Source organism: Dactylosporangium sp. NPDC000244 (assembly GCF_040300725.1).
Lineage (GTDB): Bacteria > Actinomycetota > Actinomycetes > Mycobacteriales > Micromonosporaceae > Dactylosporangium.
Genome location: NZ_JBEPEH010000001.1, coordinates 451189 through 476856, shown reverse-complemented (window position 1 = coordinate 476856; position 25668 = coordinate 451189). Strand labels below are relative to the sequence as shown.

Here is a 25668-nt window from a genome sequence, read left to right as displayed (position 1 = left end):
CCAGGACATGTCTCAGAGCCAGTACCCGTGCGCCGGCTGCGGCGCCAACGTCGAGTTCGCACCGGGCACCAACGTGCTCAAGTGCCCGTACTGCGGCCACGAGACGGCGCTGCAGACCACCGGCGCGCGGGTTCGCGAGCACGACTACCTCTCCTTCACCAGCCTGCCCCGCAAGCCGATCGCGACGCTGGCCAAGCACGTGTTCGTGTGCCGCAACTGCGGCGCGCAGACCGAGAGCGAATCGATCTCGGACCGCTGCCGGTTCTGCAACGCGCCGGTGGTGGCCCAGCTGAGCCCGCAGGACCTGGTGGTGCCCGAGGCCGTGGTGCCCTTCGGGGTCGACAAGCGGGCGCTGCGCGAGGCGCTGGGCAAGTGGGCGTCGTCGCGCTGGTTCGCCCCGTCGGGCCTGAAGAAGGTGTCCGAGGCCGAGACGGCCAAGAGCACGTACCTGCCGCACTGGACGTACGACTCCCGCACGATCACGGACTACCAGGGCCAGCGGGGCGAGCACTACTACGTCACCGAGACCTACACCGAGAACGGTGAGACGAAGACCCGGCAGGTGCAGAAGACGCGCTGGTACCACGCCAGCGGCCGGGTCTTCCGGGACTTCGACGACGTGCTGGTGACCGGCACGACCAAGGTGAGCCAGAAGCACCTGGACGCGCTGGAGCCCTGGCCGCTGCCGGACGCGCAGCCGTACCGGCCCGAGTACCTCGCCGGGCACGAGACCCTGCGCTACGACGTCGAGCCGGAGCAGGGCCTCGAGCACGCCAAGGGCAAGATGCGCCCGATCCTGGAGCATGACTGCCGCGAGGACATCGGCGGCGACGAGCAGCGCGTCGAGCAGATGCACACGCAGTACAACGACGTCACCTTCAAGCTCATGCTGCTGCCGGTCTGGATCGCGTGCTACCTGTACGCCGGCAAGACCTACAACATCCAGGTCAACGGCGTGACGGGCGAGATCGCCGGCGAGCGGCCGTACAGCGCGGGCAAGATCGCCCTCGCCATCATCGGCGCGCTCGCGGTGATCGCGATCATCATCGCCATCTCGGTGCTGGGCAAGCACAAGTAGGAGCATCCGCAGGGGGGCGCGGCCGGCAAACGCGGGCCGCGCCTTTCGCGTGCGTGGCACACTGCGACCATGCTCGATGACCGCGCCGCGCGCTTCGACCGGGTCGCGCCCGCCCTCGCCGCGCTCGGCGACGACGAGCTCGCGAGGCTGGTCGCCGGCGCCGTCCCGCACGGCACCGGGATCGGCGGGCGGACCGCGGGGCTGGACGTCGACGGCGTCGCGGTCTTCGTGAAGCAGGTGCCGCTCACCGCGACCGAGCTGGCCGCGCCGCACGACACCGGGAACCTCTTCGGGCTGCCGGGCTTCTATCAGTACGGCGTGGGCTCGGCCGGCTTCGGAGCCTGGCGGGAGCTCACCGCGCACCGGCTCACCACCGCGTGGGTGCGCTCCGGGCGGCAGCCGAACTTCCCGCTGCTGTACCACTGGCGCGTTCTGCCCCGTCCGGAGGTCCGGCCCGGCCGCGAACCCGTCGGTGCCGGTGTCGGTGTGGATGTCGGTGTGGACGTCGATGAGCGCACCGCCTACTGGGACGGCAGCCCCGCGGTGCGCCGCCGGCTGGAGGAGCTCAACGCGGCCCCGGCCGCCGTCACGCTGTTCCTGGAGCACATCCCGCACGAGCTCGGCCCCTGGCTGCGCGAGCGCATCGACGGCGGCGACCAGCACGCCGGCGTCGAGGTGGCCGCCCGGCTCGCCGCCGCCGTCTGCGCGATGAACGCGGGCGGGCTGTTGCACTTCGACACGCACATGGGCAATCTGCTCACCGACGGGCGGCTGGTGTACTTCGCCGACTTCGGCCTCGCCCTGCACGCCTCGTTCGCCCGCACGCCCGAGGAGTCCGCGTTCTTCCGCGCCCACGCCGCCTACGACCGCCGCTACAACGCCGGGCACTTCGCGACGTGGCTCGCGTGCGAGCACGGCTGCCCCGGCGACTGGGACCGCGCGCACGACCTGATCGCGCGGGCCGCCGCGGGCACCCTCCCCGCGGAGCTGGACGACGCGCCCCCGGGCAGCCGGGCGGTGATCCTGCGCCACGCGGGCACCGCCGCCGCCATGCACGACTTCTTCACCGGGCTCGTCGGGGTCTCGAAGCACACGCCGTACCCGTACGCGGAGCCGATCATCGCGAACCGGGTGCGATAACGTTTACGCCGTGCAGGACACCGACTCTCCTTCCCCTCCCGTGCGGGTTCTCGAGATCGGTGGGAGCCATGTGACCGCCGGTAGTGTCGAGGTCGCCGGTCACCGCATCCTCGACCGGCAGCGGCACCCGCTCGACCCGGCCCAGGACGCGCTCACGATCGTCGGCGCGCTGGCGGACGCGGCGAAGCGGCTGCTGCCCGGCCCCGGCGACCGCTGGGCGGTGGCCTTCCCGGGCCCGTTCGACTACACCGCCGGGGTGTCGCTGCACGAGGGCGTGAGCAAGTTCGACCAGCTGCACGGCGTGAACCTGCGCGAGGCCCTGGCCGCGGCGATCCCGGCCGAGCCGGAGGCGTTCACGTTCGTCAACGACGCCGACGCGTTCCTTCTCGGCGAGTGGGTCGACGGGGCCGCGACCGGCACCCGCCGCTCCGTCGCGATCACGCTCGGCACCGGCATCGGCTCGTCCTGGCTCGCCGACGGGGCCGTGGTCTCCGACGGCCCGGACGTGCCCAAGGACGGCGAGATCCACTTCTGCGACGTCGACGGCGTGAACATCGAGGACCTCGTCTCCGACCGGGCGCTCGTGCGCGGCTACCTGGCCCGCACCGGCGTGACCGTGGACGGCATGCGGGGCCTGGCGGCGCTGGCCCGCGACGGCGACAAGGACGCGCGCGAGGTCGTCGACACCGCGTTCGGCATCCTCGGCCGGCTGCTCACCGAGTGGCTGGACCGCTTCGGCGCCGAGGTCGTGGTCGTGGGCGGCTCGATGACCGGCGCCTGGGACCTCATCGAGCCGGCCCTGCACCTGCCCGTGCCGGCCCGCCCGGTCGCCGACACCGAGCGCTCGGCCCTGCTCGGGGCCGCCTACGCGGGGTCCTGACAAACCGGGCGGTCAGGTGTTACGAACGTCGCATGCCCTTACCGCCCCCGGTTTCCGAAGTCGCGCCCGGTGTCTGGGTCCTGCGCACCCCCGGCAGCGCCTACGTCCTCGACGCCGGCGGCGGTGAGGACGTCCCGCTCGCCGTGCACTGGGGCGCGCCCGTCGACGACGCGACCGCCGTCGCCCTGGCCGCCGTGCCGCACGCGCCGTCGCGCGGCTGGGAGAGCCCCCTCGACGGGCGCGAGGAGTTCCCGTCGGACACCGGCCTGCGCTTCACCGAGCCCGCCCTCGCGCTGCGCTTCGGCGACGACGGCCGGGCCGTGCGCTGGGTCCCGGACGGCGCCGAGGCCGAGGGCACGCATCTGCGGCTGCGGTACCGCGAGCTGACCCGCCCCGTCCGCCTCATCCTGCACTACCGGGTCTCCCCCGGCCACGACGTGGTCGAGCGCTGGGCCGAGCTGGCGACCGACGTGCCGGTGGAGGTGCTGCGGGCCGACAGCGCCGCCTGGTGCGTGCCCGCCCGCGACCGCGCCCGCCTGTCCAGCCTGCACGGCCGGTGGGGCGCCGACAGCCGGCTGCAGCGCACCGACCTGCCCGCCGGGACCGTCCGCCTCGGCAGCCGCCGCACCACCACCAGCCCCATGCACAACCCGTGGGTGGCCCTGGACGACGGCACCGCCACCGAGTCCCACGGCGAGGTGTGGACCGCGGCCCTGGCCTGGTCCGGCACCTGGCGGATCGACGTGCAGCGGCTGCCCGGCGGCCGGGTGGTGGCCAACGCCGGCGCCGGTCACGAGGCACCCGTGGCCCGGCTCGCCGCCGGCGGCGCCTACGAGACCCCGAAGAGCTGCGGGCTGTTCAGCGCCGAGGGCTTCGGCGGGGCCAGCCGGGCCTGGCACGAGTACGTCCGCGGCGCGGTCCTGCCGCACGGCGACGAGCTGCGCCCGGTGCTGTACAACTCGTGGGAGGCGACCGGGTTCCGGCTCGACGAGGCCAACCAGATGGCCCTGGCCGAGCGGGCCGCGGCGCTGGGCTGCGAGCTGTTCGTGATGGACGACGGCTGGTTCGGCGCCCGCGTCGCCGACAACGCCGGCCTCGGCGACTGGCGGCCCAACCCGGCCCGCTTCCCCGGCGGCCTCGGGCCGCTCATCGAGCGCGTGCGCGAACTCGGCATGGCGTTCGGCATCTGGGTCGAGCCCGAGATGGTCAACCCCGACAGCGACCTGTACCGCGCCCACCCCGACTGGGTCTACGCCTCCGACGGCTACCCGCGGCACGAGCTGCGCAACCAGCTCGTCCTCGACGTCGGCCGGCCGGAGGTGGCGGCCTGGCTGCACGACTGGCTCGACAAGCTGCTCACCGAGCACGACATCGCGTTCGTGAAGTGGGACATGAACCGGCCCGTGACCGACCCCGGCCCGTACCGCGACCTGCAGTGGTCCACCCGGCACGCGCGCAACCTCTACGCGGTCCTGGACCGGCTGCGCCGCGACCACCCCGGGGTCCGCTTCGAGTCGTGCGCCTCCGGTGGCGGCCGCGTCGACCTCGGCATCCTGGCCCGCACCGACCAGGTGTGGCCCAGCGACAACACCGACGCGAGCGACCGGCTGCACATCCAGGAGGGGTTCAGCCAGCTGTACCCGGCGCGGGCGATGTCCGCCTGGGTGACCGACGCCCCCAACTTCCTCACGGGCAACCGGGTGCCGCTCACGTACCGCTTCCACGTGGCCATGGCCGGCGTCCTCGGCATCGGCGGGGACCTGCCGCGGTGGACGGACGAGGAGCAACGGCTGGCCGCCGAGCTCATCGGGCAGTACAAGCGGATCCGCCCGATCGTCCAGCATGGACGGTTGTTCCGGCTGCGCTCCCCGCGCGAGTCCGACGCCCCGGCCCTGGCCTATCTGTCGGCGGCCGGCGATGAGGCGGCCGTGTTCCAGTTCCTCGACGGCCACCGCTACGGCGAGCCCGCCCCGCCGGCCCGGCTGCCGTTCCTGCCCGCCGGGGTGTGGGAGGACGCCGGCACCGGCACCCGCCACCCGGCGGCGTTCCTGGCCGTCCACGGGCTCGACGCCGGCCTGTTGCGCACCTACGACAGCGCCGTCACCCACCTGCGAAAAATCTCCTGACGCCGGTAAACCGGATCGCCGCCCGCCGTTGACCCAACCCCGACGACCCGGGCGTCTTCACGGTCGCGACCCTGGACGGCACCACCGCCTACGCCACGGTCATGACCGGCCGCCCGGAGCGCCGCGTGCTCGTCTACCGCACGAGCGACGGCGGGCAGACCTGGGCGGGCGCCGACCCCGGGCACACGGTGCCGTACAAGGACCACGGCCAGGCCCGGTGCCGGTGCGGGTGCCTAGATGAGGGACTTCACGTAGGCGAGGTTGTCGCGGGTGCGCTCGCGCAGGGGTACGGCGGTGGAGAAGTCCTCGAGGGTGACCCAGCCGTCGTACCCGTGCTCGCGCAGCGCCCGCAGGTAGGCGCCGACGTCGGCCTGGCCCTCGCGGAGGGTGGCCCAGTCCGCCTTCCACGCGACGGTACCGTCGGGCGCGGTCGACACCGCCCGCCAGGCGACGTTCTTCACGTGCACGTGCTGCAGGTAGGGGCCGAGCAGCTGGAACGCGGCCCGGTGGTCCTCGTGGCCCTCGATGACGAGGTTGCCGAGGTCGTGGATGACGCCGACGGCGGCCGGGTCGAGCCCGTCGACGAGCCGCAGCGCGGACGAGGCGGACGCGGCGATCGTCTCGTGGTGCAGCTCGACGAGCACGGTGACGCCGAGCCGGGCCGCCTCCGCGGTCGCCCACTCGAGGTCCTTGCGGGCCCCGGCGAACAGGTCCGGATAGTCGCCGGTCTTCAGCAGCGGCATGGTGACCCGGACGCGGCCGGCGCCGAGCGTCGCGGTGGCCGCCAGGAGCCGGGCCACGTCGTCGCGTTCGAAGCTGCGCGCGTAGCCGCCGAGGCCCGAGTACGCCAGGCCGGCGCCGCGCGTGACGGTGTGGATGTCGGCGAGGCGCTCCTCGAGCCCGGTGAGCGGCCACGTGGCCCGGTTTCCGGCCCAGAAGCCGGGCTCGTCGGTCTCCTCCTGGTCGGTGATGCGCCACTCGATGCCGTCCCAGCCCTGCGCGGCCAGCTCGGTCGCGGCCTCCTGCGGGGTCCAGTCGGGCGTCGAGGCGGTGAAGACCGAGAACTTCACTGGTGTGCTCCCTTGGTGTCGGGCTTGACGTCGTCGTGGGCGCCGTCGAGGACCTCGTCGAAGGAGACGGGCCGGCCCAGCGCGGCGGAGACGTAGACCGCCCGCACCAGGCCGAGGGCGAGCAGCCCGTCCTGAATCCGTACTCCCGGGTCCCGGCCGGTCTCGATGGCCTCGACGATGTCCTCGTACTGGCGCAGGTGCCCGGTCACGAAGCCGTCGGCGGCCTTGGCGGCGCCGTAGAGCTCGGCCGGCGGGACCAGATCGGCGGCCCCCGTCCCGGGATCGCCCGCGGTGTGGAAGGACTCGAGCTGGTCGTCGTGCAGGACCGCGGAGCCCTCGGTGCCGTGCAGCGCGAGGCGGACCGGCAGCCCGGGCCAGGCGCCGGTGGTCGCGTGCAGGACCGCGAGCGCGCCGGAGGCGAACCGGATCGTGGCCGCGGCGAGGTCCTCGACCTCGATGCGCTCGTGGCAGACGAGGGCCGTCTGGGCGTAGACCTCCGCGGGGCGGCCGAGCAGGGCCAGCATCTGGTCCACGAGGTGGATGCCCTGGTTGGCCAGGGCCCCGCCGCCGTCGAACGCCCACGTGCCGCGCCAGTCGGCGGAGTCGTAGTACGCCTGGTCGCGCCACCAGGGCATGGACACGACGGCGGAGGTGATCCGGCCCAGCCGCCCGGCCCGGACGGCGCCGAGCAGCGCGGCGGTCGCGGGGTCGAAGCGGTGCTGGCTGACCACGGAGGCGACGAGCCCGCGGCCGGCCGCCGCCTCGGCCACCTTCGCGAACGCGCGCGCCTTGGCCAGGTCGGTGTCGAGGGGCTTCTCGACGAGCAGGTGCGCGCCGGCCGCCAGGGTCTCCTCCGCGGCGGCGATGTGCAGGCCACTGGGCGTACAGATGGAGACGAGATCGATGTCGTGAGCGGCCAGGGCCTCGGTGAGCGTCAGGTGGACCGACGGGTGCGGGTCGAGCTTCGCGGCCAATGCCTCGGCGGCCTCGATTCGCGCGTCGACCAGGGCTTTGGTTCGCAGTCGCGGATGGCGGGCGATCGCCTCGGCGTGGTTGGCGCCGATGATGCCGCTGCCGACGATCGCCACATTCAGCTGTGTCATTTCACTCCCCCGGCCGTGAGGCCGCCTACCAGGAACCGTTGGAACGCGAGGTACAACACGACCACGGGCAGCGCGCACACCAGCGCGGAGGCCATCAGCTGCCCGTACAGCGGGATCGCCCCGCCCTCCTGGGTCGCCCCGAACACCTGCAGCGCGACCGCGGCGGTGCGCGTGTCGGCGTTGGTGATGACGGAGGCGAACAGCACGTCGTTCCAGCCGAGCAGGAACGCGAAGATGGCCGAGACGACGAGCCCCGGCCAGCTGAGCGGGATCACGATCGAGCGCAGGATCCGCCAGGAGGAGGCGCCGTCGAGCCGGGCCGCCTCGTCGAGCTCGTGCGGCAGGCCGCGCAGGTAGGTGACCATGACCCAGGTGGAGAACGGCAGCGCGAACGTGAGGTAGGTGACGAACAGCGCCCAGCGGGTGCCGATGACGTCGATGCTGAGGATGCGGGCCAGGTTCGCGAAGAGCACGAACACCGGCAGCAGCATCAGCGTGCCCGGGATGCTCTGCAGGGCGAGCAGCCCGCGCAGGATCAGCCCGCGGCCGAAGAACGTGAAGCGCACGAGCACGTAGGCGGTCGCGACCGAGACGAGGGCCGAGACGACCGCGACGGACCCGGCCACGAGGACGCTGTTGAGCAGGCCGTCGCCGAGCTCGACGGTGTCCCAGATCTCGGCGTAGTTGCCGGGGTGGAAGGCGCTGGGCCAGAAGTCGCCGCGGGCGACGGCGAGGTCGTCGTTGACGCTGGCGAAGAGCATGTAGAGCACCGGGGTCAGCGTGCCGGCGAGGAGCCCGGCGATGACCAGGATCTGCAGCCAGCGGGGCAGGAGCCGTTGCACGTCAGTCTTCATCGCGGTTCAGCCTCACCGCTCGCAGGTACACCGACAGCGGGATGGCCACGAGCACCAGGGACAGCACCGCCATCGCCGCGCTGAGGCCGAACTGGAAGTTCTGGAAGCTCTCCACGTAGGTGAGCACGGGCAGCACCTCGACGTCGTGCGGGGCCGGGACGCCGAAGAGGACGTACGGCAGGGTGAAGCTGTTGAGCGTGTGCAGGAACTCGATCACCATGCCGAGCCCGAGCACACCCCGCAGCTGCGGCAGCACGATCCTCGTCAGCTTCGCCCGGTAGCCGGCGCCGTCCAGCGCCGCGGCCTCGTGCACGTCGTCGGGGATGCCCTGCAGGCCGGACAGCGCCAGCAGGTACAGCAGCGGCCACGAGGTCCAGATCTGCACCAGCACGAGCGCCCAGTAGCTGCGCGGGCCGTTGAGCCACAGGTAGTCGGTGCCGAGCAGGTTCCCCGCGGGCCCGTTGGGCTGCAGGATGGTGCGCCACACCGTGCCGACGACGAAGGCGGGCAGCACGTACGGGATCAGGAAGGCGGAGCGGACCAGCGCCCGGCCCGGGAAACGCTGCTGGGTGGCCAGGGCGGCGGCCAGGCCCAGCGGTACCGCGGCGATCGTCACGATGACCGCGTAGCCCACCGTGACCCAGATCGCGTGCGGCAGGGCGGTCTCGCTCCAGGCCTCGCGGTAGTTGTCCAGCCAGATGTTCGGCGCGTCCGTCCACTGCCGCAGCGTGTACTGGTTCAGGTCCAGGGTGGACACCAGCAGCGCGACCGCCAGCGGCACCAGGATGACCACGACCATGAGCACGCCGCCCGGCGCCAGCATCCACAGTGGACGCTGACGCCGGGAGACGGCCTTGCTCACTTTGCTTCGTCCACGGCGCTCTGGGCGTCCTTCTGAGCCGCGCTGACGAGGGACTTGAGCTTGCCGTCGTCCACCTTGCCGGCCTTGAGGTCGGGGATGGACTGCACGACGACGTTGAGCAGGGCCAGCTGCACCTTGCTCCAGCCGCCGTTGAACGGCGTGCCGGCCGACTTCGACGACGAGTCCACGATCGCCGCGAGGGCCGGGTCGGACTGCAGCTCCTTGGCCGCGGCCGCGTTCGTGGGCAGCTCGCCGAAGGTCTTGTAGTACGTCTTCTGCGCATCGGCGCTGGTGAGCATCTTGACCAGGGCGAGGGCGAGGTCCTTGTTCTTGGAGTACTTCGCCACGACCAGGTTGTCGCCGGAGAGGATGCTGGTCGCGGCCACGCCGTTGCCGGGCTTGGACGTGGCGCCGGGCGGGATCGTGGGCATGACGGCGTACGCGTACTTGCCCGCGACCTGCGACTTGTCCAGCGTCACCTTGGACGTGGCCGAGACCATCGGCAGGAACGCGGCCTTGCCCGCGCCGAACTCGGCGATGGCCTGGGCGTTCTTCCAGCCGACGGCGGCCGGGTCGACGACCTTGTCGGCGGCGAGCCAGCCTAGGTAGGTCTGGTAGGCCTTGACCGTCGCCGGGTCGTCCAGCGACGCCTTCTTGCCGGCCACGAGCGGGTTGCCGGCCTGGACGGACATCGCCCAGATGAACTTCCACGGGTCGAAGCCGTCGGCGTAGGCGACCGCCATGCCGTAGGTGCCGCCGCTCGTGAGCTTCTTCGCCTGCTCGCGCAGCCCGTCCCAGCTGTCGGCGGGCTTGTCGATGCCGGCGGCCTTGAGCAGGTCGGTGTTGTACGCCATCACGAACGGGCGGCTCGTGAACGGGATGCCGACCTGGTGCTGCGCGTCCGGGCCGGAGATGCCGAGCGCGGCGGGGACGAAGTTGTCCTTGCCGCCGACCTTCTGCCAGTCGGCGTCGCCGAGCTCGAGGAAGGCGCCGGTGGCGTAGGCGGTCGGGGTGAAGGTCGTGCCCAGGGAGTACACGTCGGGTCCCTGCCCCGACACGACCGACGTCTGAATCTTGGTGAGCTCGTCGTTGGCGGAGGCGAACGTCTCGAACTTGACCTCGGCGCCGGTCTGGGCCTTGAACGCGGCGCTGGTGTCGGTGAACCACTGCTTCTGCTGCTGAGGGTAGATGGTGTTGGCCTGCACCAGCACGTTGATCGTCTTCCCGGCGCCGTCCAGCTTGCCGTCGCCGGTCGCGGTGTCCTTGCTGTCGTTGCCGCACGCCGCGAGCAGGACGGCCGCGGCCAGTCCGACGGACATGAGCTTCATGCGATTCATGGGGGGTGTCCACTCCTCGTCGCTTGCTATGGGGGCGTTTTTTCGAGTGGCGGATCGATGGTTGCGGACGCTATCAACGCTGCTGAAGGGGTGGCAATCGTTTGCCATCTTTTGCCAAATCTGCTTCGCTGTCGGGCATGCCCCGCCCCTCCGGCCGCGACCGCCCCGTGACGATCAACGACATCGCCGCGGCGGCGGGGGTCGCCGCGTCCACGGTCTCGCGCGCCCTGAACAACCCGGGCCGGGTGAACGCCGTGACGCGGGAGCGCATCGAGGCCGCGGCCCGCGAGCTGCGCTACGTCCCCAGCTCCCCCGCGCGCGCCCTGTCCTCGGGCCGGACGCGCGCCATCGCGGTGCTGGTCTCGGACGTGACCAACCCGTTCTACTTCGGCGTGATCCGGGGCACTCAGCAGCAGCTGAAGGCGGCCGGCTACGCCCAGCTGCTGATCGACACCGAGGACTCCGGCGAGCTGGAGGCCGAGATGCTGCACAAGATGCGCCGCTCCCTGGACGGCGCGATCCTGGCCGCGTCCCGCCTCCCGGACCGCGAGCTGGCCCGCCTGGCCGGCGAGATCCCGCTGGTGACGATCAACCGCAACGTGCGCGGCGTGCCGAGCGCGATCATCGACACCCCGGCGGGCATCGGCCAGGCGGCGGAGCACCTGCTCTCCCTGGGCCACCGGGACATCGCCTACGTCTCGGGCCCGCAGCGCTCCTGGCCCAACGAGGCCCGCTGGCACGCCATGCGCGAGGTGGCGGCGCGCCATCGCCTGACCTTCACGCGGGTGGGCCCGTTCCCGTCGGGCCGCGGCTCGGGCCCGGCCGCGGCGGACGCGGTCCTGAACACCGGCGCGACGGCGTGCATCGTCTTCAACGACCTGCTGGCGATCGGCATTCTGCAGCGCCTGCGGGAGCGGCATGTGCGCGTGCCGGAGGACATCAGCGTGGTCGGGTGCGACGACATCTTCGGCGCGGACTTCTGCCATCCGCCGCTGACGACGTTGACGGCTCCGATCGAGCAGGCTGGGCGCGTGGCGGTGTCGATGCTGCTGTCGCGGCTCGACCGGACCTCGTCCCCTTCACCGACGACTCGCCAGCAGGTCATGCTGCCGGTCCACCTGACCGTGCGCGGCTCAACGGGCCCGGCGGCCGCTCCCGCCTAGCAATCCCTTGTTCAAAAAGCCGCAAATACTGACATTTCGCCCCGTGACGAGTCTTGATCGCGGCGGCCGGACGGTGGCGGCAGGGCACTCTCGCTCCCGACGCCGGGCGACGGCGACGGCCGCGCACCGCAGCCGTGCAAACCGAGGTTGGGCCAGCGTCCGGCCCAGGACGAGCAGCGCGCCCGGGGCCGTGTCAACCGGGCGACGGGCGCGGGTGCACGGCTGCGGTGCGGGCGGCGGACGGCGGGCCGTGGACCGCGGGTCGTGGGCCGCGGGCCGCGGGCCGCGGGCCGCGGGCCGTGGGCTGCGGGCCGTGGGCCGTGGGCTGCGGGCTGCGGCGATCTTTCGGTACCAAACAACAGTGAGCGGCCAGGGCAGGCAGTGACCGCGTGCGCCGGGCGCGGGTCCGGGCACGCGTCGAGGCTGGCATCCGACCGCGGCGCACGTTGGTCTGACGCCAGGCCGCAGGTCACCCCACCGCCCCAGAGCCGCCACGGACCGCCGGCCGCCCCGTCGCCCAACCACCCCCGCCGGGCCACGAACCGCGCTCGCCGCTTCACCGCCCACGGACCCCGCGCCGCACGTCACCCCAACCACCACGCGCGCCACTTCACCGGGCCACCCCACCGCCTCGCCGGCCCCACGAGCCACGCGCCGCACGTCACCCCGTGGGCCAGTCGCCGGGCCACGAGCCTCGCCCGCCGCCGGGGCTCAGCACCCCACGATCCACACGCCGCAGGTCGCCCCATCACCGCGCGGTCCACGAGCCGCCGGCCGCGCTATCGCTTCGCCGCCCCACACCGACAGGCGACGGGGACACCCGTCCGTCGCACAACGCCAAGCCATCACAGCCCGCCCGTCCGGCGAACGCTGCAAGCCCAGGTCGACGCCGCGCCGACAGCTCACCCCAAGACCGACCAGCAAAGCCACTGCGATCGAAAAGTCAGGCCAGCGCACGAAGAATCAAGGAGCCGCGCGAAACCCACACACCTGGGACCTGGGTGCCGTTCCGACTATTTAGACCCTACCACACGCATTCAAACTGATCTCGCTCGCGAACACGATGAGTAAGGCGAAAATTACCTAGGGCTTCCGTGCGACCACACAGTACATGGCCGTGTCGACCAGCGGGGGACGGTCCTCCTCCGGAATGGGGTTGCGCCAGCCCGTCACCGGAACGATGCCCGGCTCCACGATCTCCAGGCCCGTGAAGAACTGCGCCACCTCGTCCCGGCTGCGCGGCATGGCGTCGACCTTCAGGCGGCCCGCCTTGATCTCGCGCAGCGCGTAGTCCCGCGCGGCCGGGTCGTTCAGGTCCGTGGTGCCGTGCGTCATCACCACGTAGCTGCCCGACGGCAGCGCGTCCACCAGGGACCGCACGATCTCGTACGGCTTGTCCTCGTCGAACAGGAAGTGCACGATCGCGATCAGCATCAGCGCGACCGGCTGGTCGAGGTCGAGGGTCTTGCGCAGGCTCTCGTCCGCAAGGATGGTGCCCGGGTCGCGCAGGTCCGCGTCGATGTACGCCGTCTTGCCCTCCGGCGTGCTCGTCAGCAGCGCCCGGGCGTGCGTCAGCACGATCGGGTCGTTGTCGACGTAGACGATCCGCGAGTCCGGGGCGACGCTCTGCGCCACCTCGTGGGTGTTGTTCGCGGTCGGGATGCCGGTGCCGATGTCGAGGAACTGCCGGATGTTCGCCTCGCCGGCCAGGAAGCGCACCGCGCGTTGCAGAAAGTAGCGGTTCTCCAGGGCGGTGGTGCGGATCGCCGGGTAGACCCGCGCGATCGCCTCGCCGGACTCGCGGTCAGCGGCGAAGTTGTCCTTGCCGCCCAGCCAATAGTTGTACCGCCGGGCGGGGTGTGCCGCGGTCGTGTCGATCCGGTCCGACCAGCCGGCCTGCTCGTCGCCGACGCCATCTGCCATGAGTACGCATCGTAGGCCATCACCGGCTTGCCGTGACAGCGCGTCGAGATCACCCTTTTGTGACACGGGGGCATGTGACACGGGCAAATGTCAACGAGTCAGGCGCCCGAGGATCGCCGAGGCCGCGAACACCGCGACCGCCACCGCGCCGACCAGCACGCCGAAGTCCAGCAGGAGGTGCGCGGGGGTGCCGATGAGCAGGCCCCGCAGCGCGTCGACCTCGTAGCTCAGCGGGTTCACGTGGTTGAGCACCCGCAGCCAGCCGGGCATCACCGAGACCGGGTAGAGCGCGTTCGACGCGAAGAACAGGGGCATCATGATCGCCTGGCCGATGCCCATCATCCGGTCCCGCTTCAGGACCAGGCCTGCCAGGGTGATCGACAGGCAGCAGAAGAACGCCGAGCCGAGCAGCAGCACCACCGCGGTGCCGAGGAGCTTCAGCGGGTTGCCGGTCAGGGACACGCCCAGGATCGCGGCCAGCACGAGCACCACCACGGCCTGGACGAGCGCGCGGATGCCGGCCGCGAACGCCTTGCCCGTGACCAGGGCGGCCCGCGGCGTCGGGGTCACCATGAGCTTGGCCAGGACGCCGGCGTCGCGCTCCCAGATGATGTGGATGCCGTAGAAGATCGACACGAACAGGGCCGACTGGGCCAGGATGCCCGGGGCTAGAAAGTCGAGATACGGCAGCCCGCCGGTGGGGATGGCGCGCAGGTGGGTGAACGTCTGGCCGAAGATGATCAGCCACAGGGCGGGCTGGATGGCCCGGGTGATCACCTCGGTTCGGTCGCGGCGCAGCTTCTGCAGCTCGACCAGGCACATCGCGGCGATCCGGGTCGCGAGGACCCGCACCGGGTTCGTGCGCCCGGCGTCAGCCGAGACGGCGTGCGGTGCGGCGAGTCGCACGGACATCGCTGAACCCCCCTGCGTCCAGATCATCCCCGGTGTACTGCCTGAAAACGTCGTCCAGCGAGTCCCCGTCGGCGGAGGCGATCAGCTCCGCGGGCGAGCCGAGCGCCCGGATCCGGCCGCGGTGCATGAGCGCGACCCGGTCGCAGAACTCCTCGGCCTCCTCCATGTAGTGCGTGGTCACGAGCACGGTCATGCCGGTCTCGGCCCGCACCTGGGTGATGCGCTCCCACACGCCGGCCCGGGCGACGGGGTCGAGGCCGATCGTGGGCTCGTCGAGCACGAGCAGCCGCGGCGCGCTGACGAGGGCCTGGGCGAGCTCGAGGCGGCGGATCATGCCGCCGGAGTAGGTGCCGGCCGGGCGGTCCGCGGCCTCGGCCAGGCCCATCGCCTCGATCGCGGCGTCGGCGCGGGCCCGGCGCTCGGCCCGCGGCACGTCGAACAGCCGCGCGAACAGGGCGACGTTCTCGCGCCCGCTGAGCCCCGCGTCGGCCGAGAGCGCCTGCGGGACGTAGCCGATGAGCCGCCGCACCGCCATCCGGTTGCGGCGCACGTCGAGCCCGAAGACCTCGGCGCGGCCGGCCTGCGGGGGCAGCAGCGTGGTGAGCACCCGGATCGTGGTCGTCTTGCCGGCGCCGTTGGGGCCGAGGAGCCCGAAGATCTCGGCCGGCTGGACGCTCAGCGAGAGGTCGTCGACGGCCAGGGTCTCCTTGAAGCGGTGCCGCAGTCCCTCGATCTCAACGGCCGGGTTCATGGGCACTCCCCTGCTCGGCGAGGACGAGCGCCAGGCGGCTCAGGGCCGGCACCGCCGCCGTCAGGGCCAGCCGCTCGTCCTCGCCGAGGGCGTCCAGCGCCGTGGCGAGCAGCGAGATCCGGGCCTCGCGCCAGGCGTTGAGCCGGGCGGCCGCGGCGTCGGTGAGGAAGAGCCGCACCGAGCGGCGGTCGGCCGGGTCCTGCTCGCGGCGCAGCAGCCCGGCCTCGGTGAGGTGGTTGACCAGGGTGCTGACCGAGTTCCCGGCGAGGTGGAGCTGCGCGGCCGCGGCCGAGACGCCGGTGCCCGGCGCGGACTCGACGAGCCGCAGCAGCTCGACCTGGCTGCCGGTCAGCGCGGGGACCGTGAGGCCTGCCCGCAGGCGGCGGCGCAGCACCCGGCGCACGCCGTTGAGCTGCGACGCCAGCGCATCGGCCAGCCCTTCGCGATCCACTCCCGAAATATACCTCGTTAGCAGAGCTAATCAAAACTCCGGGTCAGGTCGAGCTCGTACCGGTCGCCGGTGCGCTCGAACCCGAGGCGGGAGTAGTACGGGGCGACCATCCCGGGCGGGGTGAGCACACGCCGGAAGCCGTGCGCGGTGAGCTGCCCGCTCTGCCGGAAGACGAACTCGCCCGGCGACAGATCGCGGTACCGCCGCGTCACGTAGTCCAGCTCCACCTGCGCGACCTGCGGGTCCTGCGGCGACGGGCGGAGCATGAGGACCCCGACGATCTCGTCGGCGTTGAGGGTGAGGAAGGCGAGGCGGTGCCCGTCGTCGTCGAAGCGGAAGTCGGGGTTGAAGCGGGCGATGTCGGTCCAGTGCACGCGCAGCACGTGGGCCAGGAAGTTGTCGTCGGTGGCGACCTCCACCACCTGGTAGATGCGCTCGTCGTGGCGGGTGCGCAGCAGGGAGTACAGCTGCCAGACGTTGATGATCGCGAGCGTGAGGTTCAGGCCGACCATCGGCCAGACGCGGACCCCGGTGTTGTAGCCGATCAGGACCAGCGAGCCGACCAGGTTGAACAGCCGCAGCCGCAGCAGGCGCCGCTGCAGCAGGGACCACACGAGCAGGGCCGAGCCCGCCCAGCCGACGATCTCCAGCCAGCTCATCGCTCCTCCCGCCAGCCGCGGGTGTACACCACGCCGAGCTTCTCCCCCACCGCCCGCTCGAGGTCGATGCCCATCGTGTGCGCGGTCACGAAGGCGGTGATGACCACGTCCGCGAGCTCGGCCTCGACGTCCTCGCGGGAGCCGGTGCGGCGGGCCATCCCGTAGTGCCGCCGGACGGCGCCGACGAACTCGCCGGCCTCCTCGGCGAGCGCGAGGGCCTGGCGCAGGTGCGGTGCCTCGGTGAACCCGGCGTCGATCAGGCGCGCGGCGACGTCGCCGGCGACGGCCGGCAGCTCCGAGAGGGTGAAGGGGCGGGTGTTGTCCACACCGCACAGCATGCCGGAGTGCCCGCGCCCGCCGGCCGACCGGCTCGCCGACGAGGCGGGACGGCCTAGTATCGCTCGAATGACCACGAATGTCCTGCGCGACGGTGACCTCGACACCCGCGAGGAGCACCTCTACCGGCTCCTGGAGCGGGCGCACGACTTCGGCGACCCGGCCGCGGTCGCCGCGCTGCAGGCGCTCGTGCGCGACTACGCCGACTACCACCGCTCGCTGTACACCCGGGCGATGAACCACGCCGACGTGATCGCCGCGCACACCCCGCCCGGCGCGCTGCGGGAGCCGCTGCTCGCCGCGCTCGGCGACACCCGGTACAACTGCCAGGCCTGGGCGGCCATGGGCTGCGCGGCGATGGGGGTGCGGGAGGCCGTGCCGGAGCTGGTCGGCCTGCTCGACCACCCGCAGTGGAAGGTCGTGGAGGAGGCGCTGCGGGCCCTGGGCCGGCTCGGCGACGCGTCCGTCGTGCCCGCGCTGCGCCCGCTGCTCGGCGACGGCGTCGACTGGGTGCGGCTGCGGGCCGCGGAGGCGCTCGCGGACATCGGCGGCCCGGAGGCCCTCGACGCGCTGTGGCACGAGTTCGAGCACCGCCGCTTCCCGCGGATCGGCCACATCGCCAGCGCCCTGGCCGCCTTCGCGCCGGAGGTCGTCCCGCGGCTGATCGCGGCCGCGGACGACCCGGACCCGAACCGCCGCTACTGGGCCGCGGTGGCGCTGGGCTCCACCGGCGACGAGCGGGTCGCGGCGACCCTGCAGCGGCTGCAGGCCGAGGACCGCGGCACCACGGTGTTCGACGGCGAGGTGCGGGCCGCGGCGAAGAAGGCCCTGCGCACGCTGCGCCGCATCCAGGCCGCCATCGCCGCCCGCGAGTCTGGGCAGTGACCCCGACGCGGCAGATCCGGGCGGTCCACACCGCGACGACGCTCACCGTCTACCAGGCCTACAACGCCACGATCAGGCCGTCGTTCACCGACGTCACCGGCCTGGCGCACCGGGTCCACGAGCTGGTCCGAGCCGGTGACCTGGACGCGGCGCAGGCCCTTCTGCCACGCGAGCAACTATTGACACATATCTGTCAATAAGGTTTCCTATCCGCAACCTTCGGCTCACCAACACGTCCGCAACGTGCCGTTGGGAGACCCGTCAGTCTTCCTAGGAGCCTGCTCGTGAAGCGGTACCGCCTGCCCCTCATCGCCCTCGCGGCCGTCGTGCTCTCGTTCACCGCGACGACCGCGTACGCCCTCGCCCAGACGAACAAGGCCGCGCTCGCCGCCGGCCCGACCGCGAGCCAGCTGCTGGCCCGCACCCAGACCTGCAACCAGGTGTCCAACGGCAAGTACGCCACCGACGACGGCGGTGCGGCCACCGTCGCGATCTGCAAGAGCGGCTCGGCCTACTTCTGGACCGCCGACATGGACATCGACTGCGACGGCATCGGCACGTCGCACTGCAACGCCTCGACCGACCCGTGGTACCAGGCCCAGACCTCGTTCACCACGTCGAACGGCTCGTACTTCACCTCGGACGTCACGCGCTACTACGTGATCCCGCTGCCGAGCTCGCGCTTCGACTACGGCGCGAACGGCATCCGGCCCGGTGCCGTGGCCGCGGTCGTCTACAACAACCAGGTCGCGTACGCGGTCTTCGCCGACGAGGGCCCGGACAACATCATCGGCGAGGGCTCCTACGCCCTGGCCACCGCGCTCGGCATCGACCCGAACCCGGCCACCGGCGGCACCGCCGGCCCGGTGACGTTCATCGTCTTCCCGTCCTCGGTGCCCAGCCCCGTGGAGAGCAACACCGCGATCGACAGCACCGGCTCCTCGGCCGCGAACGCGTGGCTGGGCACCTCGCCGACCGGCGGCCCGACGACGCCGACCACGGGCCCGACGGGCACCGCGGGGCAGATCGTCGGCTACGGCGGCAAGTGCGTGGACGTCGCCGGTGCGAGTTCCGCCAACGGTACGGCGGTGCAGCTCTACGACTGCAACGGCACGACCGCCCAGAAGTGGACCCGCGCCTCGGACGGCACCCTGCGGGCGCTCGGCAAGTGCATGGACGTGGCGGCGGCCGGCACCGCGAACGGGACCAAGGTGCAGCTGTACGACTGCAACGGCACCAACGCCCAGAAGTGGACGCGCACGGGCCAGACGCTGGTCAACGTGGGCTCGGGCAAGTGCCTGGACGCGACCGGCCCCAGCTCGGCCAACGGCACCCGGCTGCAGATCTGGACCTGCGGCGGCGGCGCCAACCAGAACTGGTCTCTCTGAGCGACCGGTGAACCCGTGTCGAGCTCCCGGCGGCCGGCAGGACGGCGCCGGCGGGCGGAGCTCGACACGGGTCCGGCGGGCCTCGCGACTCCTACGCCGGGCCGATCGCCTGACGCAGCCGTTCGACGAGTTGCGGCGAGACGGGGGCGGCCCAGCGGCCGCCGGGTCGTACGGCGGTGCCCGAGTGGAACGCGCGGACTCCGGCTTGTCGAAGTGCGGGTATGTGAGCCTCCCGGAGGCCGCCCCCGGCCAGCAGCAGGCTCCGGTGGACCGGCGCGTCCGCCAGGAGGCCGGGCAGCCCCGCGTCCATCCCCTCCGGCCCGCCGGCCGTCAGCACCGAGGTCAGGCCGGGCAGGCCGTCCAGCGCGCGCCAGGCCGCGGCCCGGTCGGTGGCGTGGTCGATGGCCCGGTGGAACGTCCACGGGAAGCCGTCCAGCAGCGCCTCGAGCGCCGCCCGGTCCACCGCCCCGCCGGCGTCGAGGAAGCCGAGCACGAACTCGGCCGCCCCGGCCGCGCGCAGCTGCCGGAGGGTGGTTCGCAGCGACGGTACGTCGGCCGCGAACCCCGGCGTCGTGCGCAGCATCACCCGGACCGGGATCGACACCGCGGCCCGCACCGCCTCGACCGTCGCCGGGGCGGGGCTCAGCCCGTCGGCGGCCATGTCGCTGACCAGCTCGACGCGGTCCGCCCCGCCGTCCTGAGCGGCCCGGGCATCGGCGGCGTCCAGGGCGATGATCTCCAACAGCACCCGGCCATGGTGCCACCCAAGTCTTCGCGAGGCGGACACTCGGCCGTTTCCTTGGCCGAGTTAGCGTGCGAACATGGTTCGCCGTCAGTCTGTGCTGGCGATCGCGCTGGTGGGGACAGCGCTCGCCGCCCTGCTGCTGCAACTCGTCGTGCTCCCCCTGGTGCTCCTGCCGCTCGACCCGCGCTGGGCCTGGCTGCTCGCACCGATCGCGCTCACCACGATCCCGCTGTGGTCGCTCATCCACGAGGCCATCCACGGCACGCTGCTGCGAAACCGGGCTTGGAACGATCGCCTGGGCCGCCTGCTCGCGGTCGGCTACGGAGGCCCGTTCACGCTGCTCAAGGCCGGTCACCTGCTGCATCACCGCTACAGCCGCACCCAGCGCGAGCGCACCGAGGTCTACGACCCCGCGAGGTCCTCGTGGCTGACGGCGGCGCGGACGTACTACCCGAGGCTGCTCGGCGGCCTGTACGTGGCCGAGCTCCTGTCGGTGCTGCTCGTCCTCCTGCCGCGCCCGGGCTGGCGGCTGCTGGTGCACCGGACCGACTCCCTGGACTCGGTGACCGGCCTGCTCTTCGAGCGCGTCGCGCGCCGCGACAACCTGCGCAGGTTCCGCGTGGAGGCGATCGCGGTCATCGTGACGTACACCGGCTCGTCCCTGGCCTGGGGCGGGCACTGCTGGATGCTGTGGAGCGCGGTCGGCGCCCGGGCCCTGATCGTGTCCCTGGCCGACAACGCGTACCACTACCGCACCCGCCTGGAGCGCCCCCTCGACGCGATGAACCTGGCCCTGCCGCGGGCCCTGGAGTACTTCGTGCTCGCGTTCAACCTGCACAACGTGCACCACCGCCACCCCGGCCTGCGCTGGCACGAGCTGCGCGCCGCGTTCGTCGCCGACCGGGACGAGATCCATCTGGGCTGGTTCACGGCGGTGGCCCGCCAGTTCCGCGGCCCGATCGCGCTGACCGCGGACGAGGTGCGCCCGATGCCCGCCGCCGATACCGTGCCCTCATGGACAGCGGAGATGTCCGGCGCGCCCTCGACGAGTCCCTGACCCTGCTGCGCGAACCCGCCACGACCCCGGCGGCCTGGTCGGCCCCGGCGGGCGTGGTGGAGTGGACGTGCCTGGACACGGCCGAGCACATCGCGCACGACCTGACCGCGTACGCGACCCAGCTCGCGGCCCGCGCCGAGGCCGCCTACCTCCCCCTGGACCTGGTCGTCCACCCCGGCACCGACCCGCGGACGGTCCTGCGGATCATCGCCTCGTGCGCCCGCCTGCTCACCCTGGAGCTCGACGCGGCCGGCCCGGACGCGACCGCCTGGCACTGGGGCCCGACGGACCGGACGGGCTTCGCGGCGATGGGCGTGAACGAGATCCTCGTGCACACGTGGGACATCGCCCAGGGCCTCGGCCTGAGCTGGAGCCCTCCGCCGGAGCTGGCGGCGGCGGTGCTGACCCGGCTGTTCCCCTCCGTCCCGTCGTCGGTGGACCCGGACGCGGGCCGGGCCCTGCTGTGGGCGACGGGCCGCATCGCGCTGGAGCACCACCCGCGCCGCGACTCCTGGGTCGTGCAGGCCGCCCGCCCCTGACCGGCCTGCCGGCGGCCGTTGCGGGTCGTTGCGACACTGTGGTTCCGGCAGAGGAGGCTCGTCATGCAGTCTGCGATCATCGCCGCCGTCACCGCCCTGCTCGGCCTCATCGTCGGCCGTTTCTGGGACGGCCGCGTCGAGGGGCGCCGCTGGCAGCGCGACCAGCGGATACGCGTCTACGAGCAGTTCATCCGGGCGTACTACGCCTCCCGCGAGGCGTACCGGGCCCTCGCCCTGCTGGAGCCGGACACGCCGGAGTCGCACGAGGCGCTGGCGCGCGCGCTCGATCTGGGCGTCGACTTCAACCAGTCCGTGGTCGCCGTGTGGTTCCACGGCTCGCCGGCCGTCGCCGCCGCGGCCCACGAGGTCGACCTCGAGGTCAACAAGCTGGCGAGCGTCGCGCGGCTCAAGCGCTACACCTGGGACGACTGGCGGGTCGCCCGGTCGCCGGCCGAGCACGCCGCCGAGCAGTTCATCGAGGTCGTGCGCGGCGATCTGGGCCTGCCGGACATCGCCGTCATGCTCTGCTACCCGCCGCACGACCCCACCCCGCGCCGGACTCCGGCGCGCTCACGGGGCTGACCGTGCGCCGGATCGGTGACCTGGACCCCGGGAAGCGCAGCACCGCCGTCCTCTTCGCGGCGCTGGGCCTGGCCGGCCTGACCATCCTCACCTTGACCGTGATCGGCATGGTGCAGGAACGCGCCGAGTCCGCCCGCCTCCAGGCGGCGGGCGTACTGGTCGTCGCCGACGTCATCGACTGGTCCTCGGGGAACCGCAGCTCCCGCCCCATCGCCTTCGAGATCGCCTACACCTATCAGGGCGAGGGGCACGTCGCCGGCGTGCACTGCAACCCGTTCCACAGCTGCCCGGTCACGAGCGGCGGGGTGGTGCGGATCTGGGTGGACCCGGATCGGCCCGGGCACTTCGCGACCGATTTCGGCGACACCGACGGCTCGACCTCCTGGTTCACCAACATCGGCATGCTGGTGCCGGGGGTGGCCGCGGCTCTGGTCGGAGGCTTCGGGGCGTACAACACGCTGACCCGCACGGAACAGCCGAAGCCCCAGCGACCCCGCCGGCGCCGCCAGCGCGACCGGCGCCGCTAGCCGCCGCGGGCGCCTCATTCCGGGCGGTCGATCTCCCAGCGCTCCTTGAGCACGAGATAGATGACCCCCACCGCGTCGTCCAGGCCGGTCAGCTCCTTGACCACCCGTACGAACCCGTCGGGAACCGGCACCGCCCGCGCCGCCTCGAGCTGCTCCCGCGTGGCCGGCACCACCCGCACGACGTTGGCCGACACGTCGACCGTTGCCGAGCCGCCGCGATACGCCTCGGCGCACGCCTCCAGCCGTTCCCGCTGCGCGGGCGTCGGATCGTCGAGCCCGTACCGGTCGGCATACGGCTCGAACCACAACCCCCGCCACTCGACGAGATCGAGGCCGGGGTCGACGTATTCCGCCCCGACCGGCGTCTCACCGAGGCGCTCCCGCACGGCCGCCCGAGCCTGCTCCAGCCCGTCCTCGGTCTGCCCGGCCCCGATCGTGAACCGCACGCCCGAGGACATGAACACCTCATACCCGTCGGCCTGCCGCGCGTAGGTGACGTTGACCGGCAGGAACCGCCGCAGTCTGGCACTCGCATCCTCTGAGCTCACCAGCAGAACCTACCGAAGCCCCCGCGGCTCCGACGTGCGCTCGACGTCTCGCATCCGGTTCCGTGTCCAGGAGCGTGGTAGCCCGGTCGCGCCTACCCGGACTCGCACGAAGCGCGGCAGTGAGCCGGCGGTCGCTCGACGTCTCGCATCCGGTTCCGTGTCCAGGAGCGTGGTAGCCCGGTCGTGCCTGCCCGGACTCGCACGAAGCGCGGCAGTGAGCCGGCGGTCGCTCGACGTCTCGCATCCGGTTCCGTGTCCAGGAGCGTGGTAGCCCGGTCGCGCCTACCCGGACTCGCACGAAGCGCGGCAATGAGCCGGCGGTGTACTCGGCACCAGGTCGCGCGGGCCACTGGCGGCCCGTGTGGATTGCCGTCGGCTGATGTCGCGGGCGGTCTTGCCGGGTGGCGACGCGGGCGCGGCGCCGGCCGCGTGGTGCGGGTCGCTGTTGCGCGTGTTACGGCACCAGCGGGCCGGAGCGCCATCGGCGCGTTGGTGCCGCGACGCGTCGGCGTGGGGCCGGGCTGCGCGGTCCGACCGGGCTCGCCCTGCGCGGGATCACCGGCGTGCGCCGCGCTGCCACCCGCAGGATGTTCAACCTGTTCAACCTGCTCAGGCGACGGCGACGGCGACGGCGACGGCGACGGCGACGGCGATGGCGATGGCGATGGCGATGGCGATGGCGGCAATCCGTCCGAGCCCAATCCGTCCGAGCCCAATCCGTCCGAGCCCAATCCGTCCGAGCCCAATCCGTCCGAGCGTTCGCCGACGGAAGGCGGGGTGTCAGCGTGTGCGCGGCGCAGCTTTTCGGCGTGCCGTTGAGCCAGACCCCAAACTCGATGCCGAGCATGTTCCCGACGGAACTGCTCATTCGCCGGAGAATAACGACGCGACCTGGTCCGGTCACGCATGGCAGCCAATTCGTCCTTGGTAAACAATTGTAACTGCCCCATACTCTCCATTATCCCAGAATCCAGCGCGAATCACCGCCCCGAACAGCATAATGTCAAATGGCGCACACCCAGAACACCGATTCTTCACCCCATTCGCCGGGCACCGAAAACGCCACCTACCCTCCTGAAGATTCGCACCGTGCCGGCCGAAGAAGTCGACACGGTTCCAACCGAATCGCGGATGGCCAGTCCCACGACAGAGCGGTCCAGAATTAAACGACACCTCGCGAACCGTTCACGCGTGGGGCGCTAAGGTCGATTGCACGGCGAGAGGCACTCAAAGGCACCGGCCGATGGGTGGCCACCCACGACAACGGGCCCGATCGCCGCCGCCGGACGCAACCCGCCGCGATGAGCCGTCGCGTGCGGCGATCACGGCAACGGAGCCGGGCCACGGCGGTCACGGCAACAGAGCCGGGGCCACGGCCGTCACGGCAACGCAGCCGGGGCCACGGCGGTCACGGCAACAGAGCCGGGGCCACGGCGGCCATTCCCAGGAGCGGGGCCATGGTCGGGCACGTGAGCGAGGCGCATTCGCGGCCGTGCGCGTCAAACTCCGCCCGGCCGATCGGCACCACCGTCACCGCCAGCGGGCGCACCGGGCCCGTGGCCCAGTAGCGCCTGGTGCCGACCGCCCGGCGCAGAGCCCGTCGCAGGCTCGGCGTGAACTGTGTGAACTCGTGCCGCACACCGCCCCGGCGCGCGACCGGCCAATCGAGGCGCACCGCCCAGCCCTGGTCATCGTCCGACGCCATCGCCACCACCCCCACCCTGTTGAGCCAACGACCGAACCCGCCCCCACGATACTCGAACACACGTTCGAATTCACCTCTCGTACGGACCCGTACGGCATCTTGGGCCGGAGGCAAAAACGCGCGAGACTGGCGGGTGTGATCGACGACGAGTTCTGCGACCTGCCGGGCGGCGTGCGGGTGTGCTACCGCGCCGAGGGGGACCCGCAGGGCGCACCGCTCCTGCTCATCGCCGGCCTGGGCCTCGACCTGACCTCGTGGCCCCGCCCGCTGCTCGACGGCCTGACCGCGCGCGGCTTCCGGGTGGTCCGCTTCGACAACCGCGACGCCGGGCGCTCGACCCGCGTCGACGCCCGCCCGCCGGGCAAGCTGCGCCAGCTCGTCGCCCGGCCGCTGCCCGGCGCCTACCGCCTCGAGGACATGGCCGGCGACGCCGCCGGGCTGCTCGGGCACCTCGGCATCGAGCGGGCCCACGTGGTCGGCATGTCGATGGGCGGGATGATCGGGCAGGCGCTGGCCGCGACCCACCCGGACCGCGTCGCGAGCCTCACGTCGATCTTCTCGACCACCGGCGCGCGGGGCATCGGGCAGCCGGCCCGCTCGACGCTGCTGCGCATGGCCCGCCGTGCCGCCCGCACCCGCGAGGAGTGGGTGGGACGGCACCTGGAGATGCTGGATCACATCGGGTCGCGGACGTTCCCGTACGACGATGCGGAGGAGCGCGCCTGGGCGGCCGGGGTGTGGGACCGGGGCGGCGGACCGGCCCGCGCGGCGGGGGTCGCGCGGCAGATCGGCGCCATCCAGGCCTCGGGCGACCGCACCGCCGCCCTGCGCACGATCACGGCCCCGACCCTCGTCATCCACGGCGACGTGGACCGCATGGTGCACCCGAGCGGCGGGCGCGCCACGGCCACGGCGATCCCGGGCGCGCGGCACGTGGAGATCGCGGGCATGTCGCACCACCTGGCCCCCGGCGTGCTCGACCGCCTGGTCGCGCTCATCGCCGAGGCGTCGCCGGTCAGGGAGCGCTGACCGCCGAGGCGTCGCTGG

Annotated in this window: 27 protein-coding genes; 13 read left to right on the top strand and 14 right to left on the bottom strand. The window is 72.5% G+C overall.

What is annotated here, in order from left to right:
- Positions 1 to 7 precede the first annotated feature (7 nt).
- The 4 genes from ABT369_RS02270 (at position 8) to ABT369_RS02255 (ending at position 5224) form a co-directional block, all read left to right on the top strand.
- Positions 8 to 1078 (top strand): TFIIB-type zinc ribbon-containing protein, encoded by a 1071-nt coding sequence (locus ABT369_RS02270; RefSeq protein WP_350609754.1) that lies wholly within the window; start codon positions 8 to 10, stop codon positions 1076 to 1078.
- 69 nt (positions 1079 to 1147) lie between these two features.
- Positions 1148 to 2218: a serine/threonine protein phosphatase gene (locus tag ABT369_RS02265; protein WP_350609752.1), complete on the top strand. Its 1071-nt coding sequence runs from the start codon at positions 1148 to 1150 to the stop codon at positions 2216 to 2218.
- 10 nt (positions 2219 to 2228) lie between these two features.
- Positions 2229 to 3098 carry an ROK family protein gene (locus ABT369_RS02260; RefSeq protein WP_350609751.1) on the top strand — a complete coding sequence of 290 codons (870 nt, stop codon included), beginning with the start codon at positions 2229 to 2231 and terminating at the stop codon, positions 3096 to 3098.
- Between the two features lie 32 nt (positions 3099 to 3130).
- Complete coding sequence (locus tag ABT369_RS02255; protein WP_350609749.1) at positions 3131 to 5224, top strand: alpha-galactosidase; 2094 nt, start codon at positions 3131 to 3133, stop codon at positions 5222 to 5224.
- 233 nt (positions 5225 to 5457) lie between these two features.
- On the opposite strand, the gene ABT369_RS02250 is transcribed toward ABT369_RS02255, so the two are convergent.
- From ABT369_RS02250 to ABT369_RS02230, 5 genes are read right to left on the bottom strand one after another with little or no spacing between them, the layout of a single operon-like run.
- The gene (locus tag ABT369_RS02250) at positions 5458 to 6294 is read right to left on the bottom strand and encodes a sugar phosphate isomerase/epimerase family protein (protein WP_350609747.1); all 837 of its coding nucleotides are present in this window, start codon (positions 6292 to 6294) and stop codon (positions 5458 to 5460) included.
- Complete coding sequence (locus ABT369_RS02245) at positions 6291 to 7397, bottom strand: Gfo/Idh/MocA family protein (protein WP_350609745.1); 1107 nt, start codon at positions 7395 to 7397, stop codon at positions 6291 to 6293. The genes ABT369_RS02250 and ABT369_RS02245 overlap by 4 nt, the downstream gene beginning before the upstream one ends.
- Positions 7394 to 8251, bottom strand: a complete 858-nt coding sequence (locus ABT369_RS02240; RefSeq protein WP_350609743.1) for a carbohydrate ABC transporter permease — start codon at positions 8249 to 8251, stop codon at positions 7394 to 7396. Before ABT369_RS02240 ends, ABT369_RS02245 begins: the two co-directional genes overlap by 4 nt.
- Complete coding sequence (locus ABT369_RS02235; RefSeq protein WP_350609741.1) at positions 8241 to 9113, bottom strand: carbohydrate ABC transporter permease; 873 nt, start codon at positions 9111 to 9113, stop codon at positions 8241 to 8243. Before ABT369_RS02235 ends, ABT369_RS02240 begins: the two co-directional genes overlap by 11 nt.
- Positions 9110 to 10432, bottom strand: coding sequence for an ABC transporter substrate-binding protein (locus ABT369_RS02230; protein WP_350609739.1), 1323 nt, complete (start codon positions 10430 to 10432; stop codon positions 9110 to 9112). The genes ABT369_RS02235 and ABT369_RS02230 overlap by 4 nt, the downstream gene beginning before the upstream one ends.
- A 155-nt stretch (positions 10433 to 10587) precedes the next feature.
- Between ABT369_RS02230 and ABT369_RS02225 the strand changes: the two genes are divergently transcribed.
- Positions 10588 to 11613: a LacI family DNA-binding transcriptional regulator gene (locus ABT369_RS02225; protein ID WP_350609737.1), complete on the top strand. Its 1026-nt coding sequence runs from the start codon at positions 10588 to 10590 to the stop codon at positions 11611 to 11613.
- 1083 nt (positions 11614 to 12696) lie between these two features.
- Here the strand turns inward: ABT369_RS02225 and ABT369_RS02220 are convergent.
- From ABT369_RS02220 to ABT369_RS02195, 6 genes are all read right to left on the bottom strand, one after another.
- Positions 12697 to 13536, bottom strand: a complete 840-nt coding sequence (locus ABT369_RS02220) for an SAM-dependent methyltransferase (protein WP_350609735.1) — start codon at positions 13534 to 13536, stop codon at positions 12697 to 12699.
- A gap of 90 nt (positions 13537 to 13626) precedes the next feature.
- Positions 13627 to 14448: an ABC transporter permease gene (locus ABT369_RS02215; RefSeq protein ID WP_350609733.1), complete on the bottom strand. Its 822-nt coding sequence runs from the start codon at positions 14446 to 14448 to the stop codon at positions 13627 to 13629.
- Positions 14408 to 15199 carry an ABC transporter ATP-binding protein gene (locus ABT369_RS02210; protein WP_350609731.1) on the bottom strand — a complete coding sequence of 264 codons (792 nt, stop codon included), beginning with the start codon at positions 15197 to 15199 and terminating at the stop codon, positions 14408 to 14410. Before ABT369_RS02210 ends, ABT369_RS02215 begins: the two co-directional genes overlap by 41 nt.
- Positions 15183 to 15650 (bottom strand): MarR family winged helix-turn-helix transcriptional regulator, encoded by a 468-nt coding sequence (locus ABT369_RS02205; protein WP_350609729.1) that lies wholly within the window; start codon positions 15648 to 15650, stop codon positions 15183 to 15185. Before ABT369_RS02205 ends, ABT369_RS02210 begins: the two co-directional genes overlap by 17 nt.
- Positions 15651 to 15676: 26 nt before the next feature.
- Entirely contained in the window at positions 15677 to 16309 is a 633-nt protein-coding gene (locus ABT369_RS02200) for a hypothetical protein (RefSeq protein ID WP_350609727.1), read from the bottom strand.
- Complete coding sequence (locus ABT369_RS02195) at positions 16306 to 16635, bottom strand: MazG nucleotide pyrophosphohydrolase domain-containing protein (protein WP_350609725.1); 330 nt, start codon at positions 16633 to 16635, stop codon at positions 16306 to 16308. The genes ABT369_RS02200 and ABT369_RS02195 overlap by 4 nt, the downstream gene beginning before the upstream one ends.
- A gap of 79 nt (positions 16636 to 16714) precedes the next feature.
- On the opposite strand from ABT369_RS02195, the gene ABT369_RS02190 reads away from it, so the two are divergent.
- The 3 genes from ABT369_RS02190 (at position 16715) to ABT369_RS02180 (ending at position 18918) form a co-directional block, all read left to right on the top strand.
- Positions 16715 to 17530, top strand: coding sequence for a HEAT repeat domain-containing protein (locus ABT369_RS02190; protein WP_350609723.1), 816 nt, complete (start codon positions 16715 to 16717; stop codon positions 17528 to 17530).
- Complete coding sequence (locus ABT369_RS02185) at positions 17527 to 17730, top strand: hypothetical protein (RefSeq protein WP_350609721.1); 204 nt, start codon at positions 17527 to 17529, stop codon at positions 17728 to 17730. The genes ABT369_RS02190 and ABT369_RS02185 overlap by 4 nt, the downstream gene beginning before the upstream one ends.
- An 84-nt stretch (positions 17731 to 17814) precedes the next feature.
- Positions 17815 to 18918, top strand: a complete 1104-nt coding sequence (locus ABT369_RS02180; protein WP_350609719.1) for a ricin-type beta-trefoil lectin domain protein — start codon at positions 17815 to 17817, stop codon at positions 18916 to 18918.
- Between the two features lie 91 nt (positions 18919 to 19009).
- Here the strand turns inward: ABT369_RS02180 and ABT369_RS02175 are convergent, their stop codons facing one another.
- Positions 19010 to 19666, bottom strand: a complete 657-nt coding sequence (locus tag ABT369_RS02175; protein WP_350609717.1) for a copper homeostasis protein CutC — start codon at positions 19664 to 19666, stop codon at positions 19010 to 19012.
- A 73-nt stretch (positions 19667 to 19739) separates the two neighbouring features.
- Here ABT369_RS02175 and ABT369_RS02170 point away from each other — a divergent pair, with 73 nt between their 5' ends.
- From ABT369_RS02170 to ABT369_RS02155, 4 genes are all read left to right on the top strand, one after another.
- Positions 19740 to 20720: a fatty acid desaturase family protein gene (locus ABT369_RS02170; RefSeq protein ID WP_350609715.1), complete on the top strand. Its 981-nt coding sequence runs from the start codon at positions 19740 to 19742 to the stop codon at positions 20718 to 20720.
- The gene (locus ABT369_RS02165; RefSeq protein WP_350609713.1) at positions 20678 to 21259 is read left to right on the top strand and encodes a maleylpyruvate isomerase N-terminal domain-containing protein; all 582 of its coding nucleotides are present in this window, start codon (positions 20678 to 20680) and stop codon (positions 21257 to 21259) included. The genes ABT369_RS02170 and ABT369_RS02165 overlap by 43 nt, the downstream gene beginning before the upstream one ends.
- Positions 21260 to 21322: 63 nt before the next feature.
- Positions 21323 to 21841 (top strand): hypothetical protein, encoded by a 519-nt coding sequence (locus ABT369_RS02160; protein ID WP_350609711.1) that lies wholly within the window; start codon positions 21323 to 21325, stop codon positions 21839 to 21841.
- Positions 21842 to 21843: 2 nt separating this feature from the next.
- Entirely contained in the window at positions 21844 to 22368 is a 525-nt protein-coding gene (locus tag ABT369_RS02155; RefSeq protein WP_350609709.1) for a DUF3592 domain-containing protein, read from the top strand.
- 14 nt (positions 22369 to 22382) lie between these two features.
- Here the strand turns inward: ABT369_RS02155 and ABT369_RS02150 are convergent, their stop codons facing one another.
- Both ABT369_RS02150 and ABT369_RS02145 read right to left on the bottom strand, forming a co-directional pair.
- Complete coding sequence (locus ABT369_RS02150) at positions 22383 to 22916, bottom strand: hypothetical protein (RefSeq protein WP_350609707.1); 534 nt, start codon at positions 22914 to 22916, stop codon at positions 22383 to 22385.
- Between the two features lie 1408 nt (positions 22917 to 24324).
- On the bottom strand, positions 24325 to 24621 hold the full coding sequence (locus tag ABT369_RS02145; protein WP_350609705.1) for a hypothetical protein: 297 nt from the start codon (positions 24619 to 24621) through the stop codon (positions 24325 to 24327).
- A gap of 135 nt (positions 24622 to 24756) precedes the next feature.
- On the opposite strand from ABT369_RS02145, the gene ABT369_RS02140 reads away from it, so the two are divergent.
- Positions 24757 to 25650, top strand: coding sequence for an alpha/beta fold hydrolase (locus ABT369_RS02140; RefSeq protein WP_350609703.1), 894 nt, complete (start codon positions 24757 to 24759; stop codon positions 25648 to 25650).
- Positions 25651 to 25668: the final 18 nt, after the last annotated feature.